This window comes from Pseudanabaena sp. PCC 9330 (assembly GCF_055795045.1).
Window position 1 is genome coordinate 15,511 of the sequence record NZ_JAYFES010000094.1, and the last position, 15,581, is coordinate 31,091.

15 protein-coding genes are annotated in these 15,581 nt (G+C 58.0%); 8 read left to right on the plus strand and 7 right to left on the minus strand.

All coding sequences use genetic code 11. The annotated features are described in order from the left end of the window. Positions 1-81: 81 nt before the first annotated feature. Both AC0QKW_RS09800 and AC0QKW_RS09805 read right to left on the minus strand, forming a co-directional pair. Positions 82-984, minus strand: coding sequence for an alpha/beta fold hydrolase (locus AC0QKW_RS09800; protein WP_473150881.1), 903 nt, complete (start codon positions 982-984; stop codon positions 82-84). A gap of 90 nt (positions 985-1,074) precedes the next feature. Then, positions 1,075-1,896 carry a retropepsin-like aspartic protease family protein gene (locus AC0QKW_RS09805; RefSeq protein ID WP_473150882.1) on the minus strand — a complete coding sequence of 274 codons (822 nt, stop codon included), beginning with the start codon at positions 1,894-1,896 and terminating at the stop codon, positions 1,075-1,077. A gap of 281 nt (positions 1,897-2,177) precedes the next feature. Here AC0QKW_RS09805 and carA point away from each other — a divergent pair, with 281 nt between their 5' ends. The 4 genes from carA to AC0QKW_RS09825 all read left to right on the plus strand — a co-directional run bounded on the left by carA (position 2,178) and on the right by AC0QKW_RS09825 (position 5,378). Next, positions 2,178-3,341 carry a glutamine-hydrolyzing carbamoyl-phosphate synthase small subunit gene (gene carA / locus AC0QKW_RS09810; protein ID WP_473150883.1) on the plus strand — a complete coding sequence of 388 codons (1,164 nt, stop codon included), beginning with the start codon at positions 2,178-2,180 and terminating at the stop codon, positions 3,339-3,341. 270 nt (positions 3,342-3,611) lie between these two features. Then, positions 3,612-3,989 carry an STAS domain-containing protein gene (locus AC0QKW_RS09815; protein WP_473150907.1) on the plus strand — a complete coding sequence of 126 codons (378 nt, stop codon included), beginning with the start codon at positions 3,612-3,614 and terminating at the stop codon, positions 3,987-3,989. Between the two features lie 38 nt (positions 3,990-4,027). Then, positions 4,028-4,495 (plus strand): Mini-ribonuclease 3, encoded by a 468-nt coding sequence (locus AC0QKW_RS09820; RefSeq protein ID WP_473150884.1) that lies wholly within the window; start codon positions 4,028-4,030, stop codon positions 4,493-4,495. Positions 4,496-4,577: 82 nt separating this feature from the next. Next, positions 4,578-5,378 (plus strand): tetratricopeptide repeat protein, encoded by an 801-nt coding sequence (locus tag AC0QKW_RS09825; RefSeq protein ID WP_473150908.1) that lies wholly within the window; start codon positions 4,578-4,580, stop codon positions 5,376-5,378. A 151-nt stretch (positions 5,379-5,529) separates the two neighbouring features. On the opposite strand, the gene AC0QKW_RS09830 is transcribed toward AC0QKW_RS09825, so the two are convergent. Then, positions 5,530-6,087, minus strand: coding sequence for a hypothetical protein (locus tag AC0QKW_RS09830; protein ID WP_473150885.1), 558 nt, complete (start codon positions 6,085-6,087; stop codon positions 5,530-5,532). 365 nt (positions 6,088-6,452) lie between these two features. Here AC0QKW_RS09830 and AC0QKW_RS09835 point away from each other — a divergent pair, with 365 nt between their 5' ends. After that, positions 6,453-6,683, plus strand: a complete 231-nt coding sequence (locus AC0QKW_RS09835) for a hypothetical protein (RefSeq protein WP_473150886.1) — start codon at positions 6,453-6,455, stop codon at positions 6,681-6,683. 449 nt (positions 6,684-7,132) lie between these two features. Next, the gene (locus tag AC0QKW_RS09840) at positions 7,133-8,086 is read left to right on the plus strand and encodes a diacylglycerol/lipid kinase family protein (protein ID WP_473150887.1); all 954 of its coding nucleotides are present in this window, start codon (positions 7,133-7,135) and stop codon (positions 8,084-8,086) included. Here AC0QKW_RS09840 and AC0QKW_RS09845 read toward each other — a convergent pair. Continuing rightward, positions 8,042-8,743 carry a phosphatase PAP2 family protein gene (locus tag AC0QKW_RS09845; RefSeq protein ID WP_473150888.1) on the minus strand — a complete coding sequence of 234 codons (702 nt, stop codon included), beginning with the start codon at positions 8,741-8,743 and terminating at the stop codon, positions 8,042-8,044. The genes AC0QKW_RS09840 and AC0QKW_RS09845 overlap by 45 nt on opposite strands. Positions 8,744-8,824: 81 nt before the next feature. Next, on the minus strand, positions 8,825-9,229 hold the full coding sequence (locus AC0QKW_RS09850) for a CsbD family protein (RefSeq protein ID WP_473150889.1): 405 nt from the start codon (positions 9,227-9,229) through the stop codon (positions 8,825-8,827). A 251-nt stretch (positions 9,230-9,480) separates the two neighbouring features. Here AC0QKW_RS09850 and AC0QKW_RS09855 point away from each other — a divergent pair, with 251 nt between their 5' ends. Next, complete coding sequence (locus tag AC0QKW_RS09855) at positions 9,481-11,592, plus strand: FAD-dependent oxidoreductase (RefSeq protein WP_473150890.1); 2,112 nt, start codon at positions 9,481-9,483, stop codon at positions 11,590-11,592. Between the two features lie 197 nt (positions 11,593-11,789). Here AC0QKW_RS09855 and AC0QKW_RS09860 read toward each other — a convergent pair whose 3' ends face one another. Further along, on the minus strand, positions 11,790-11,984 hold the full coding sequence (locus AC0QKW_RS09860) for a hypothetical protein (RefSeq protein WP_473150891.1): 195 nt from the start codon (positions 11,982-11,984) through the stop codon (positions 11,790-11,792). Between the two features lie 179 nt (positions 11,985-12,163). On the opposite strand from AC0QKW_RS09860, the gene AC0QKW_RS09865 reads away from it, so the two are divergent. Then, a complete protein-coding gene (locus AC0QKW_RS09865; protein ID WP_473150892.1) occupies positions 12,164-15,199 on the plus strand; it encodes a COR domain-containing protein in 3,036 nt (1,011 codons plus the stop codon). On the opposite strand, the gene AC0QKW_RS09870 is transcribed toward AC0QKW_RS09865, so the two are convergent. Further along, positions 15,165-15,581, minus strand: a complete 417-nt coding sequence (locus AC0QKW_RS09870; RefSeq protein WP_473150893.1) for an ACT domain-containing protein — start codon at positions 15,579-15,581, stop codon at positions 15,165-15,167. The genes AC0QKW_RS09865 and AC0QKW_RS09870 overlap by 35 nt on opposite strands.

Below are 15,581 nucleotides of genomic sequence, written 5' to 3' on the forward strand. Positions count from 1 at the left end.
CCAGCCCTGGGCTTGCCCCCCGGTAGCACCGTGGGTTCTAGACTGCCGCCGGGGAGCCCAGGGCGCTGGGGGTCGGCCCCATCATCCCATCACTGCATTACTCCACCGCAAAACCGCCGCCGCCGTTTCCCCCGGTTTCTCCAAATGGGGCACATGGCCGCACTGGGGTATCCACACCAGCTGACTGCCGGCGATCGCCCCCTCAAACCGCCGCGCATCTTTGGTGCCGAGAATTTTGTCCTGCTCGCCCCAGATCACTAGGGTAGGGCTGGCAATGGTGGGAATTTTTTGGGTCAAAAAGTTGTAGCCGCCGCTTTTGGTGAAGGCGATCAGGGCCTCTTTCCAGCGGGGACAATCTAGGTGTAGGGCAGCACACAGCTGGGCATCGGGCGTCACAAAGGTCTTGTCAAAGTAGGCCTGGCGGCTGATATTGCGCCGCACGCGAGGATTGCGCAAAAAGGCCGTGGCCCAACTGTCTAGCGGCGGCACCATCAGGTTACCCATGGCTGGCCCAGCGGCAAAGCCCGCCGCATCGATCAGCACCAGCCCAGCCACCGCGTCAGGATAGGTGAGGGCAAAGTCGATCGCCGCTGCGCCGCCCATGGAGGCCCCTACCAGCACTACGGGGCGGTCAATTTTCTGCTGCCAAAAACTGTACAGGTGGAGCTTGATGGCAGCGGGGGAGAGATCGGGAAGGGTGCGATCGCTAAAGCCAAACCCGAGCAAATCCATCGCCCAGACCTGGCTGTGGCCCTCTAGCTGGGGCACCAACCGGCGAAACTCAAACAGCGAACTGTCAAATCCGTGGATCAGCAAGAGGGGTGGCGCTGCCGCTTCGCCTCCTGCCCTCACGTAGGCAGTGGGTATGGGGGCATCGCTCAGCGGCGTCTGCACCGCCTCTATCTGCACCTGCGCCGCCATGGCTAGGGAAGTTGCTTCGGTTAAGCCCGATGCTGCGACGGGCAGCAGGGATACAGCTGTCATAGGGAATATCACCCAATCAGAGTCCGGTGACTATTCTCACAGATTCTGGCCCCCAAGTCCTGACCTACAGATCTCTGGATAAGGCCGGGTCTACTGATGCAGATGGATCATGTGGGACCCGATCGCAATACCGTACTGACCGTAGATATCTTGGCCTAGCAGGCCGTAGGTGCCACCGATCGCCACCCTGACCTGCTCCTGCCGCAGGCCACCTAGCTCCACCGCATTGACCACGCCAATGGGCAGGGTGACGACGCTGCCGTCGGCGATGCGGGCCTGGGTCTCACCCACCACCGTCACCCCCACCGCCTGGGCCATCTCAGCGGTGATCAGCGTGCCGGTGGCCCCGGTGTCAAACAGCATGGGAAACGTCTGGAAGCCAGTGCTGCCCCTCAGAGTCACCTCCACGACCGGAGTGCCTCCCTGGCGTCGCTGGATCGGAATTTGCGCGGCTAAGCCCGCCGGTAAAGTGGCGATCGGGGCCGGGGCCGGGGCTGGAGCTGACACCATCTCGCCGCTGGCCCGCCGCTGGGCAGCGGCTAAATGCTGCTGGTATTCCTGAGCTTTGGCCTGGGCCTGGGTGCGGTTGGGGCTAGTGGGAGGAACTTGCTTCATCAGGGCGATCGCCTGCTGCCAGCGGCTAGCGGCCAGCTGCCAATCGGCGGCTGACTGGGCCGACTGACCAATGGCCACAGCGCTCGTAGCCCGGTTCACCGCCTCGCGAAAGCTGTCGACGGTGGGCTGGGGAGCCGCTGGAGCCGCTGGAGCCGACTCAGTGACAGCAGAGAGCAGAGGCGGAGTCGACACCGAAGCGGCCGGGGGTGTAGGCCCAGCCCCTGGGGGCAGCTCACAGCCTGCCAGCCCAGCCAAAAGGCCGAGGATCAACCATTTGCTGGCCGAGGGTCTGCCCATAGTGAATGTCCTAATCTTCTGACTCAGTGGCTCTGGTGGCGATGCCTCTAGGTCAGCATGCCCCAACCTTGGCCCTAGCCCGTCATCAACGAAATGCGTTTCTATAAAAATAGCCCGGCAAAATAGCCCGGCCCTAAAACCAACCCAACCCAGCCCTTCTCCGACGCTCTATCAGGAGATTGTGAGGGCGATTTGTCAGGGAGATTTAATCTCGACGTCATACCGCAAACCTGGCCTTTGGCCTTAGGATAATAGCGATTCATAGCGCAGAGCAAATGGCCATGTTTTTTTCTGATGCCCCCCCAGCAGTTCTTGTGTTGGCCGACGGTTCGGTGTTTCGGGGGTCATCCTTTGGGGCACCGGGCACCGTCATGGGGGAGGTGGTCTTCAACACTGGCATGACCGGATATCAAGAAGTCATGACTGACCCCAGCTACTGTGGTCAGATTGTCACCTTCACCTACCCCGAGCTGGGCAATACCGGGGTCAACCCCGACGACGAAGAGTCGAGTCAGCCCCACATCAAAGGTGCGATCGCCCGCAATATCTGCGATCTTCCCAGCAACTGGCGATCGACTCAGTCGCTGCCCAACTATCTCAAGACCCACAAGATTCCCGGCATTTTTGGCATTGACACCAGGGCTCTGACCCGCAAGCTCCGCACCGCTGGGGCTATGAATGGGGCGATTTCGACCACCCTGCTCGACCCCCAAGAACTGCTGCGCCAGCTTCAAGATGCGCCGCCCATGGCCGGGCTCAACCTGGTAGACCAGGTCACCACCGCCCAAGTCTATGAATGGACTGAGGGCACCGACGCCGCCTGGGAATTTGGCCCCACGGCACCCCTCCCAGGCCAGGAGGCCCCCATGACGGTCGTTGCCGTCGATTTTGGCGTCAAGCGCAACATTTTGCGTCGTCTGGCCAGCTATGGCTGTCGGGTGGTTGTGGTGCCTGCCAGCACCACCGCCGAAGAAATTATGAGCTATCACCCCGACGGCATCTTTCTCTCCAACGGCCCCGGCGACCCGGCGGCGGTAACCAAAGCACCTGAACTGGTGCAGGCACTGCTAGATTACTCGCTGCCCACCTTTGGCATCTGCATGGGGCACCAGATTTTGGGGCTTTCTCTAGGAGCCTCTAGCTTTAAGCTGCGGTTTGGCCACCGGGGGCTTAACCAGCCCTGCGGCCTCGATCGCCAGGTGGAGATCACGAGCCAAAACCACGGCTTTGCCCTTGATGCGGCATCTATTCCTACCGATACGGTGGCGGTGACCCATCTCAACCTCAACGACCAAACCGTTGCCGGTCTGGCCCACAAAACCTTGCCACTTTTCTCGGTGCAGTACCACCCTGAGGCCAGCCCTGGCCCCCACGACGCCGACTATTTATTTGCAAAATTTGTCGACACCATGCGCACCCACCGCCAGGCAGCCGTAATTGGTTGAGGCCAGATCAAGCCGTGGGTTTTTCCCAGGGGAGCGCAGCAGAGTTCTATAAAGAGATGGAAAGAGATGGCTGCAATGGTTGAGCACAAACTGACCAAACCGCTATATGCTATCTGTCTACGGTAGGGCAACGGCCCTCAATCTGACTCAGGTCGGGGAATTTTTTTGCCCCTGGGGCTAGCCCCAATGGGGTGCGGTTTTAACCCCTTGCAGATGGCTGTAACCTGACCTATAGTTAACGTCGAAATTGGAGCGCCGAGGAGGTTTCCCATCGCTGAATCTCTAACCCTGACCGTAAGTTTACGAGGCACCCGCGATGTCAGGGGAACCTACCAGTTATTTCGCCTCACGGGTCTGCTCGATGCGTTCTCAGAACCTGCGTTTCGCAAGGTGATGACTAAGTACGTAGAAGCAGGGCCAAAGAATATCATTTTGGATCTAGCTACTATCGACTTTGTCGATAGCTCGGGTCTCGGTGCCCTGGTGCAGCTGGTGAAAAAGGCTACCACCGATGGCGGTACTGTTCAGGTCGTAACTAACCCTCGGGTGACCCAAACCGTTAAGCTGGTGCGGCTAGAAAAGTTTCTGTCGCTACAGCCCTCGGTCGAAGATGCGATCGCCAACATTGAAAACCCGCCCAGTGCATAGCTCCAGCAGCGCTGCATTAGCCTAGCTGGAGGTAGTCTGTGGTCGAACCTTCCCCTGAAGCCCTTCCAGCCAGCCTGGCCTGGCTGCTCCAGTTCAAGGCCCAGGGCTGTGATCTAGCCATCTCTCCAGAGCAGGTCAAGGCGCTGTCTCCTGTGGCGCTGGCCTATCTGGGTGACGCCGTGTACGAGCTATTTGTGCGCGGTCAGTTTTTGTTGCCACCAAAGCGCATTCAGGCCTTTCATCAGCAGGTGGTGGGGCAGGTGAGGGCCGAGCGCCAGGCTCACCAAGTGCAGCAGCTATTGCCCCTGCTGACCGCAGCCGAGCACGATTTACTCCGTCGGGGCCGCAACGCTTCGTCTCGGGGGCCAAAGCGAGTAGATAGCCAGATTTATCAGCAATCTACAGGGTTTGAGGCGCTGGTGGGCTATCTCTATCTCACGGATCCTGCCCGCTTGGTAGATTTGCTCAGTAGCCTAGACCTGGGGGCTTCTCCCCAAGAGGCTTAGCCTATTCTCAGTAGAATAACTCTGTATGATTCCAACCCTCGATCTCAGGCTGGCGATCGCTCCGCTTCAACCGCTGTTGTCTATGGGCGTCCGCTGGATTGCTCTAGCCCTGCTCTGCCTGCTCTGCTGGGCGGGTTGGGCTGCTTCTGCGACAGCGCAGACGGAGCTATCACCCGAGGTGGTGCAGGAAATCTCTGATCTGCGCCAACAGGCCTTCACCGCCTCCCAGCAGGGCAAGTTTGCTGAGGCCGAGACCTACTGGGGCCAGCTCATCGACTATCTGCCCAACGAAGCCGCCCTATGGAGCAATCGGGGCAACGTGCTAGTCAGCCAAAACAAGCTGATCGAGGCGTTAGCAGACTACGACCGAGCGGTGGCCCTGGCCCCCAACCAGCCTGACCCCTATCTCAACCGAGGGGCCGCCCTAGAAGGCTTAGGACGGTGGCAGGAGGCGATCGCAGACTACACCCAGGTGCTCGCCCTCAACCCCGACGATGCCGCCGCCTACAACAACCGAGGCAATGCCCAGGCAGGCCAAGGCAACTGGGAAATCGCCCTAGAAGATTATCAAAAGGCCGCCGACCTCGACCCTAAGTTTGCCTTTGCCCGGGTCAACGCCGCCCTGGCAGAATACCAGCTGGGCCATGCCGACGAAGCGATTCGTCAGTTTCGCAGCCTCACCCGCCGCTACCCCAACTTTGCCGACGCCCGCGCGGCCCTCACCGCCGCTCTGTGGGGCCAGGGCATGAGGGGTGAGGCCGAAAGCAACTGGGTTGCCGTCATGGGGCTCGATCGCCGCTACAAAGACCTTGACTGGGTAGGCACCGTGCGCCGCTGGCCCCCCGCCATGGTTGCCGCCCTCGAGAAATTTTTAAACCTATAGTCTCAATCAAGCCCTTCTCTGCAACTTCCAGGGCGCAGCTCACGCCATTTTGATCAAATCAGCCATGGGGCACCGCTGATCAGCGGTGCCCCATTCTTTAGGCTGGCATTTGACTCTCAACGGGATGCGGTTCGCCCGGTTGTTTCTGAGACTATGGATTCTGAGACTCCGGGGTGCCGTCAGGAGTAGTGGTGGCTTCAGGCTGAACCGGCTCAGGAGCAGCAGCGGGCTCTGCGGGCTCTGCGGGCTCAGGCGCAGCAGGCGCATCGGGAGGGGTAATCTCAACGTTGATGGGGGGCGTCTGCCCATTGCTGGGGGCTGGTACAACTTCCCGAGTACGCTCAATGGTGCGCTGAATAATGGTGGTGTCGTTATTGGGCTCGGGCGTGGTGGCCTCGGGCGTGGTGGCCTCGGGGGTAGGCGTCAAGGCACCCTGATCGGCGGTGTAGACGTAGAGCGCACCACCAATTACCGCCGCTACGGCGGCTAGAACCAGACCCAGGAGCAAGCCCGTAGAGACGCCATTGTCTTCCCGGACTCTGGCATTAGCCTCATAGGCGCGCGCGTCGGCAGCGCGGCGGCGGTCTTGCTCAAGCTGCTCGGCTGATTTGCCCTGTACGTAGCCATCGCGGTAGGCAACTTCGTCATTGGTGACGGGACGGGTATTGATTGACTTGTCAAAGTCTGGGTCGTTGCTGCGAGTAGGCATATTATCGTCCTCTAAATAAGTGGGTGCCCAAACGTACCTAAATGCCCAAATGCAATAGGTAAGCTCGGGAAAAATAAGGCTCGGATAGGTGAGTCTGGCAACAAGGCCAGAGGCAATGAGCTTGTGTAGATGCCGTTTCGATCAACATAACAAGGGCAAAGGCCCATACCCCTCTACCTAGGTACAGACAAGTAGAGCGCCAGGGGGCTGAGATCGAGATCGGGAGATCTATCTTGGCCAGGTCAGCGGCATCGGGGCTATTGAGGCTAAAGCGTGTCAGATGTTACGCACCATTAAGCTTCTTTGCACAGCCCGTAAGCGGCCCAGGGCCTGTGTTAACTTCGATATCGTTGCATAGCCCACCAATGTTGAACATTAACGAGGTTTTACCCGTGGCCCTGTCAGAAAAATTTGCTCCAGCCCTGACCGAAACCCGCGAAGACTTCTCTGAGTACGTTGCCCATCTGCAACTGCACATGGCACTTCAGGCCCGCAACCTAGTACCTTCTCTGGGTAACGTCGGCGATAGCCGCCACAACCTGCTGCACCAAACCCAGGCCGACATCGAGAAGATGGTCTCTCGCCAAGGGTTTTAGACGCTAGAACGTCGCTTAGTCGCTTAAATGAATTGTTTGCCACACCTGTGCTGGCGCAATAGCCCTGTCTGAGGTTGATGTCTCAGGCAGGGTTATTTATTGGCTGGGGCTGGCGGCGTAGAGCTGGGTTTTTGTCGGGCGCTCGCTATGCTCCGTGCCGCTATCTAGTCCTTAGGGAGGGGACTGTTTTAACTGGCAAGGGCTAGGATTTCAGTATCTGATTAATCAGACTCTCTGTGGCCTATAGCTCTTTTCTCAAGGCTCTTTTCTCAGGGCTATGTCAGCAAAGACCACCCTCCAAATGGTACTGATCAGACAGGGTGCTGATGACGCTGTTGTAGCTATAGCCATCGCATCAAGAGTATTTGGCACATCTAAACCATTTTGGCTGTGGCTACACAACCTGCGTAATGACTGTGGGGCTGAACTATGGTGCTGAAAAACCGGAGATGAACACGCTACTCATTGTCAATCCTACCTCTGGGCCAGACGAAAATTCTCAGCTGCTGCCGAGTCTGACCAATGCACTGCAAAAGCAGGGCATTGACGCCGAAGTTTGTACTACAACGCCTGAAGAAGATGGACAGGGACTGGCCGCAGCCGCCGCTAAGGCAGGGGCCAAACTCGTGATTGTCGCCGGGGGCGATGGCACCATTGAAGCCGTGGCCCGAGGCTTAGCGCACACCCAAACGACCCTGGGCATCATTCCCCAGGGCACCCGCAATAACATTGCAGCCAGTCTCAATATTCCCACCGATATGGATCGGGCTGCTCAGGTTTTGGTAAAGGGCGATCGCCGCCAGATCGACATGGGCAAAGCCAACCACCACTACTTTATGGAAGTGGTAGGTATCGGGCTAGAGGCGCAGCTTTTTCCCCATGGTGACGACGTCAAGGAGGGGATGAAAAGCAACCTCTGGGCGGCGGTTAAGAGTCTCTTTCTAGGCTTAAAAACGTTTCTACTGTCCAAGCAGCACCGCCTCATGCTGCGCTTTGACGGCAGAAAAGTGTATCTGCGCACGCTGCAAGTCAACATCTGCAATAGCCCCCGCTACGGAGTAGAGTTTTCTCTCGCACCCCATGCCCAAATGGATGATGGCAAGCTCGATTTGATCTACATTGACAAGCCTTCAAAGTGGGATCATTTCCGTCATTTCTTTGCGGCTATGCGGGGCAAACATCTGCCCCACGAGCGGCTCAAAATGTACCAAACTGCTGCGATCGAGATCAGGAGCTTGCGACCCCTTGAAATCCACGCCGACGGAGAATATATCGGCACCACCCCCGTGACGGTGGCAGTCATTCCCCGGGCAATCTGGGTCTGTGTCCCCACCCCTGCTCTGTTAGCAACCTTTGACTCAGAGACTGCTGAGGTGAGCCCAGCCGCTAAGGCAGGCCCCTAGCCAAATGCCCCCCGCTAACCAACCGCTGAGTACATCCGTCGGCCAATGGACGCCCAGGTATAGGCGACTCAAGCCCACCCCCAGGGTGATCAGGGCAGCGCCCGTGACGGTGACCCCCTGGGGCACGCTGAAGTAGGCGCTGAGACTGACCGCCAAGAGACCATAAAACGATACGGCACTCATGGAGTGTCCGCTGGGAAAGCTATAGTCCATCGGGCGTTTGGCGGACTCCCACAGGTCGGGCCGCTGTCGCCGAAAAAACGATTTGAAAACGCCGTTCAGCAGCCACGAACCGCACAGCCCAAAGGTCAAAATCAGCGCTGGGGCGACCTCGCCGCGATCGAGCATCACCCCGCCAATGCCCAGCAGTAGGGGAATTGTGACTTCGCCCTGGGCCAGATAGGTAATAGCAGCCACCAGGCGATCGCGGGTCGGGTTGGCCAGCTCTTTGAGAGTGAGCAGGCACAGTTCTTCTATTGGTCGGAGCTGATCTACCAGTAGAAACCGGGCAAAAAGAGCGCCTAAGGTCAGCACGATCGCCCCGGCTAAAAGCCCTACCAACAAATAGGGCAAGAGAGCCATCAGAGCCTGGACTAACCAGTAAAAGCGAGAGTTCACCTCGGCCATTGACAGTTCCACAAACAGCGCAGGGGGCATAGTTACGATTGACAGATTGCTTTTTAACGGCAAAAGCCCGGCCACCACTGTGACCGAGCTTTTGCACTTGCCAGGCTTAACCTACTGGCCAAAGAAGTCTTTGACGGAGTCGACAATGCCCTCAGCCGAGTCTTGGGCCGCGTCAGCGGCGTTTTCTACCGCCCCTTGGGTGCGGCCAATGTCGCGCTGGGCGCGGCCCTGTACCTGGTTGCCCAGGCTGTCGTTGCCGCCGGTGACCTTCTCAACCTGGCGTTGCACTTTGCCCAGATCTTCTTGGGCACGACCTTCGATCTGGTTGGCGGTGCCAGTGCCAGAGACTCGGTCAAGCTCGCGCTCGGCCCGGTTTTGCACCACATCGCCGGCTTTGTTGCCGAGGGCAGCGGCGGGGCTGCTAAAGCCCAACAGCAGGCTAGAGCCAATCACTAGGGTGACCAGACCAACGCAAACGATGCGCTGAAGTTTGGCTGCGATCGCAGTAAATGTCATACAAAATCTCCTGAAAAAAGCCGCACCCATGGGTAATAAGTGCTTATGTTCTTCAGTTATAGGGCGACCCCACCCCACCCTGAATCGCCCCCAAGAGGGGCATTGCCTAATGATTTAGATACAGATTGGCCATCCCTGGGGTCTTCCCTTTGGCCAGGTGGGGCAAATCAATGGTCGGCGGTGGGCCACCCCTGGTGTGTGGCCCACCGCCCTGGCTTAAAATCGTTGCAATATCACGGGTTACCGCCGCTATGTCCACTGTCTCCCCCCCCATCACCCAGCTCAACGGCCTGTTCTCAGAGGCCGCCTTTACCCGACCGGCTGACGGGGCCGAGTTGACCGGCTCAATTTTGGTGGTGGGGGGTTCGACGGCGGCCTACACCACCGCGCTAACGGCCCTGCGGCTCAATTTAGATGTCTGTGTAGTGCAGCCGCAAAGGGTGGTCGGCGGCCAGTTTACGGCCCAGGCGCTGCCCGCCTCCGACGATGGCGACCTGCTCCAGGCCAAGGCGGGGCTGTACACGGTAGATGGTGAAGAATTTGCGATTTCAAAGTCGCAGCGGGCCTTTCGCGATCGCCAGCGCGAGCTGCAACTCGTCGGCGGCAGAAAGGTACCCAACCCCGGCGGCGGCTGGGTCAGCCCCTTGGCCACAACCCCCGTGGTGGCTGCAACAGCAATGAACGAAGCCCTGCTGCCCTACCTACGCGACAGACGCCTCACCCTGATTCCCTTGTCTGAGCCTGTCGAGGTGCTGTTTGAGACGGTAAATGGTCGGTCTAAGGTGCAGGGCGTGGTCTGCCGCGACACCCAGACCGGCCACCGCTTTACCGTCAGGGCCAACGTCACCGTCGAGGCCACCGACCTGGGCGATTTGCTAGAGGTGGGCAACATTCCTTCCTACGTGGGCCAAGAGGCTCGCCACGAAACCGGCGAAGCCATTCTGCCCGAAGACGCCCGCCCCCAGTGTCAGCAGTCCATTACCTTTGACGTCATTGTGGAACGCACCGCACCGGGCAAAGGCGTCTCTATTGGCAAGCCCACCGGGTTTGAAACCGAGGGCTGGATCGGCCTCAAAGAATTTACCCACACCTTTTGGACTAAGGCCAAGCCCGACCAATGGCAGCGGTGGGATTTCTTTAGCGACTTTGGCATCTTTCGCTATCGGCGGCTGTACCGTGCCGCAACTCACGACAAAAAGGTCAGCCCTGGAGATATCTCAGTGCTCAACTGGGGCACCTCCAGCGCCCCCGATCGCGCTTTTTGCTGCGGTAACGACTACCGGCCAGGTCGCCTCGTTGGCGTCAGCCGCGATGAGCGAAACCTGCACATTCAGCGAGCGCGGCAGCGAGCCCAAGCCTACCTCCACTATCTGCAAACCCACGGGGCCGCCGACCTCAAACCTCGGGGCGACCTCACCTGGACAAAAGATGGTATTGCCCTCGAACCCTACGTCCGCGAGGCTCGCCGGGGCCAGGCTCTCACCACCATTCGCCATGAGGATGTGGCCGAAACCTTTTTCCCTAACCAGGCGCGGGCGCGGTGTTTTGACGACTCGGTGGGCATCGGCCAGTACCACTACCTCGACCTGCACGGCAACGACGCCAAGGGCCACGTCAGCCCTAAGGGTAAAGATGTGGTGGCGCTGCCCTTTAGCCTGCCTCTGGGCTCGCTCGTGCCCAAAGACACCGACGGTCTGGTGCTGTCGGCCAAGAGCCTGGGCACCACCCACATTACCAATGCCGCCTACCGCATGCACCCAATGGAGTGGGCGATCGGCGAAGCCAGTGGGTTTCTCGCAGTTTTTGCGCTGTGGACAGGGCTTGAACCTCGCCAGCTAGCCACCGAAGAAAAACACGTTCGCAAGATTCAGGGCTTTATGGCCCGCAACGGCATTCCCATTTTTTGGTTTGACGACATTAGCCATGACGACGCCGACTTTGAGGCCATTCAGGTGCTGGCGGCAGCGGGCATTGTGCGCAGTGACAACCCCAAAAGTCTCAGCTTTAAACCCCACGCCCCTGTTGCCAGAGCGGTGGTGGCTACGGCCTTGGTCAACGTGCTCAAGTTGCCCACGCAGCTACCCACACAGCCTACCTTTAGCGACGTGGCCCCTGGCAAACACTGGGCCTATATGCCCATCGAGACCCTCTACGCCCACGGCATGATTACCGGGGTCAGCCAAAACCGCTTCGCCCCCGATGCCCCCATCACCCGCGAACAGCTCTCGTTTTTGGTCAAGCGGGCCATGCCCGAGGTGTACGATCGCGCTTTTTCTCGCACGCCCATCGATCGCCAAAACCTCCAGCGCCGCGAACTCTCTCGGGTACTGTACGAAGTGCTCAAAGGGCGATTGGAGATTTAGGAGGAAGAATCGATGGGAATGACCACGGCTCTGGGATTACCGCCCAGATCGGTGAGGTATTTAATCGCGCTCTGGGTCACGGCTGAGCCTTCTGGGTATGCCTAAATGGTCTTCAATCTACAACGGTGCGCGTATTAATCTAGCTCGACGCCTCCACGACGAGAAATCAGTTCTTGCTCACGGGTAATGTGATTGAGCTAGGGTTCTCCACTAGCAACAATTTGGCTGCGAAGATCTCGAAGGCGATCGCCCAGAGATGGTTGTGCGGCAGCAGCGGTTACAGCAGCGGGGGATCTTTTAGTGTGGAGGAATTGGATAAAGTCCAGCACAGTTTGCTGCTGCTCGGAGGGCAGCGATCGCCAATGTACCAATAGGTCTTGTTCCTGGGTCATAGGTCGCTCATGCTCTAGGCCTCTATTGTACCCCTGGCCTGAGGAGTGGAGTTTCCATGGTGTGCATAGAAACCGGGTTTCTAGGGTGGTGGCGAAGGGTTATGACAAGCCAAAGAAGAAACCCGGTTTCTGGAATCGCCGGATACCCTTGAACAAAGCTCTTTTGGTTGCCAGTGCCTATGTCGTCGTCATCGCGCGGTTTTCTCGCTAGCCCGGAGGGGTTGGAGCTGCTACAGGCGGCGAAGGCGGAGCGGGGGTGGACGTTTGCTGCTATTGCGGAGCAAGCGGGGGTGAGTACCGACACAGTCAGCCGGTTGTTTCACCCGGAGCGGGGAAAGCGGGTGAGTGGGGAGAGTGTGAGGGCGATCGCTGGGGTGTTGGGGGTGGAGGTGGATGCGATCGGGCTAGCGGAAGAAGCAACAGCAGCATTTACAGAAGCAGAATGCCGCATTCAGGAAGCCTTAGAAAGTGGCGCAACTGGGCTTGATTTATCTGAGTTAGGGCTGACGGCGATCCCCGACAGCCTGGACAATCTCGCCAATTTTACCGTGCTTTACCTCGACCAAAATCAACTGACGTCGATCCCCGATAGCCTGGGCAATCTCGCCAATTTGACCGAGCTTTACCTCGACCAAAATCAACTGACGTCGATCCCTGATAACCTGGGCAATCTCGCCAATTTGACCGTGCTTTCCCTCTCCCAAAATCAACTGACGTCGATCCCCGACAGCCTGGACAATCTCGCCAATTTGACCGTGCTTTCCCTCTCCCAAAATCAACTGACGGCGATTCCTGATAACCTGGGAAATCTCACCAGTTTATCAGAACTTGATCTCTCCCAAAATCAACTAACGACAATTCCCGAAAGCCTGAGCAACCTCGTTAATTTGACAGGGCTTCGCCTCGACCAAAATCAACTGACAGCGATCCCTGGTAGCCTGGGAGAACTGGTCAATCTGACTTGGCTTAATCTCCGCAAAAACCAACTGACAGCAATCCCTGAGAGCATTGGAAAACTGGTCAACCTGACGAGACTTTACCTCCACCAAAATCAATTGACAGTGATCCCCGAGAGCCTGGGTCAACTGACCAATCTAGCTCAGCTTTTCCTCGGCCAAAATCAACTAACGGTGATCCCCAAGAGCCTGGGTCAACTGGCTAATCTAGAAAGATTATTTCTTCACGGAAATGAGCGCTTAAAATTATCTAATGAAATTCTGGGGCCAACCGGGACAGAAGTTTATCAAGGTGCTACGGCAGCGAATCCAAAAAATATTCTCAATTACTATTTTCGGCTATTAGAAGAGCTTACTCCTCTTAATGAAGCAAAACTGATTTTGGTGGGTTTTGGTGCGGTCGGCAAGACTTCCTTGGCTAACCGTATCATCCATCAAAAATTTGATCCAAAATCAGCTAAAACCGAGGGCATTCAAATTACCCAGTGGCCAATTCGCCTCAATGGCTCCGAAGACATCACTCTCCACGTGTGGGACTTCGGTGGGCAAGAGATTATGCATTCCACCCACCAGTTCTTCCTCACCGAGCGTAGCCTTTACCTGCTAGTGCTCAACGGTCGTCAGGGTCACGAAGACGCCGATGCCGAGTACTGGCTCGAACTCATCCAGAGCTTTGGCAGCGATTCCCCCGTTATTATCGTGCTCAACAAAATCAAAGAGCACCCGTTTGATGTTAACCAAAGAGCATTGCGGCAAAAATTTCCCAACATTCGAGAGTTCATCGCAACCGATTGCGAAACCGGCCAGGGCATCGACCACCTCCGGACCGCCATTGAGCGCGAAACCGATGCCCTAGAGCACCTGCGCGACCCCTTCCCCGCCAGTTGGGTGGCGATTAAAGATCGGCTGTCGGCCATGGCCGAAAACTACATCTCCTTTGAGCAATTTCGAGAGTTTTGCAAAACCGATGGCGAAACCGACTTTGGCGCGCAAGACTCCCTCGCCGTCCACCTCCATAGCCTCGGCATTGCCCTCAACTACAAAGACGACCCCCGCCTGCGCGATACCCACGTGCTCAACCCCCACTGGGTCACCAGCGGCATTTACACCCTGCTCAACGCCGACGAGCTAGCAGAAACCAAAGGCGAAATGGAAGCCACCTGCCTGGGTCGCCACCTGGATACCCAGAACTATCCCCCCGAGCGCCACGGCTTTTTGCTAGAGCTGATGCGCAAATTCGAGCTGTGCTTTCGCTTTGAAGAAGACGAAAACCGCTATCTGATCCCCGACCTGCTAGACAAACAGCAGCCCGCCGCCGCCGCCGAGTTTGACCCGGCCCAGTGCCTCAACTTTCGCTACGAATACCCAATTTTGCCGGAAGGGTTGCTGCCCCGCTTCATTGTGCGCACCCATGTGCTGAGCGAGCACCAGTTGCGCTGGCGCACCGGGGTAATTTTGCAGTTTGAGGGCGATCGCGCCCTGGTCAAAGCCGACCCCCAAGATCGCAGCGTTTCCATCAGCGTGGATGGGCCAGCGGCCAGTCGGCGCAGGCTGCTGGCGGTCATTCGCTCCGACTTTGAGCGCATCCACCGTAGCTTTAAATTCACCCCCAAAGAGCTAGTGCCGGTGCCGGGGCACCCCAATGTAACCGTTGACTACAAAGAGCTGCTAGTGCGCGAAGAACACCGCCAAACCAGCTTTGACGTGTTCACAGGGGAGGGGCTGATCACCCTCAACGTGCGCGACTTGCTGAACGGAGTCGATTTGGAGGGCACTCGCCAACCCACCACGACTATGGATCGCCGCAGCCAGGCCCTACGCCTGTTCTACAGCTACTCCCACAAAGACGAAACCCTGCGGGACGAGCTAGAGACTCACCTCAAGTTGCTGCAACGGCAGGGGCTCATTCAGCCCTGGCACGATCGCCGCATTTTGCCCGGCAACGACTGGGCCAACGACATTGACGACAACCTCAACCGGGCCGACATCATTCTGCTGCTGATTAGCGCCGACTTTATCGCTTCCGACTACTGCTACGACCTCGAAATGACTCGCGCCCTGGAGCGAAACGACAGCGGCGAGGCGATTGTTATCCCCGTCATTCTCAGGCCCACAGATTGGAAAAATACGCCCTTTAGCAAACTTCAGTTTCTACCCAAAAATGCTGAGCCGGTGACCCAGTGGGGCGATCGCGATGCCGCCTGGCTCAATGTCGAAACTGGCATTAAGCGGGTGGTGCAGAGCCAGCAGCGGCGGTGAGAGATTGCAGTAGTGCGATCGCCCGTTCAGCATCCCTAGCGGGCACAAACAGGTGGTCGTGGTAAAAAGCCGAGACCGGGTTGACGCTAATGCCGTGGCTGGCTAAGTGGGTTGCGATCGCCGCCATAAACCCCACCGCCTCTAGGCTAGAGTGCACCGTCAGCGTGATCAGCGCAAAGACTGCCGGGTAGGCTAGGCCTGCTGCATCGGCCTGGAGCTTGGGCAACATCAGCGTCAGCCCTTCGTCTTCTTTGAAGTAGCCCACAGGGTCGAGGTGAGGCGGGCAGGTGGTGTTAGGCAAAGTGCAAAACACGTATTCTCCCTGCCGCAGCACGGGCTGCATGGTTTTGAGCAGTTGGGCTAAGTCAGTTTCTCCAGCCAT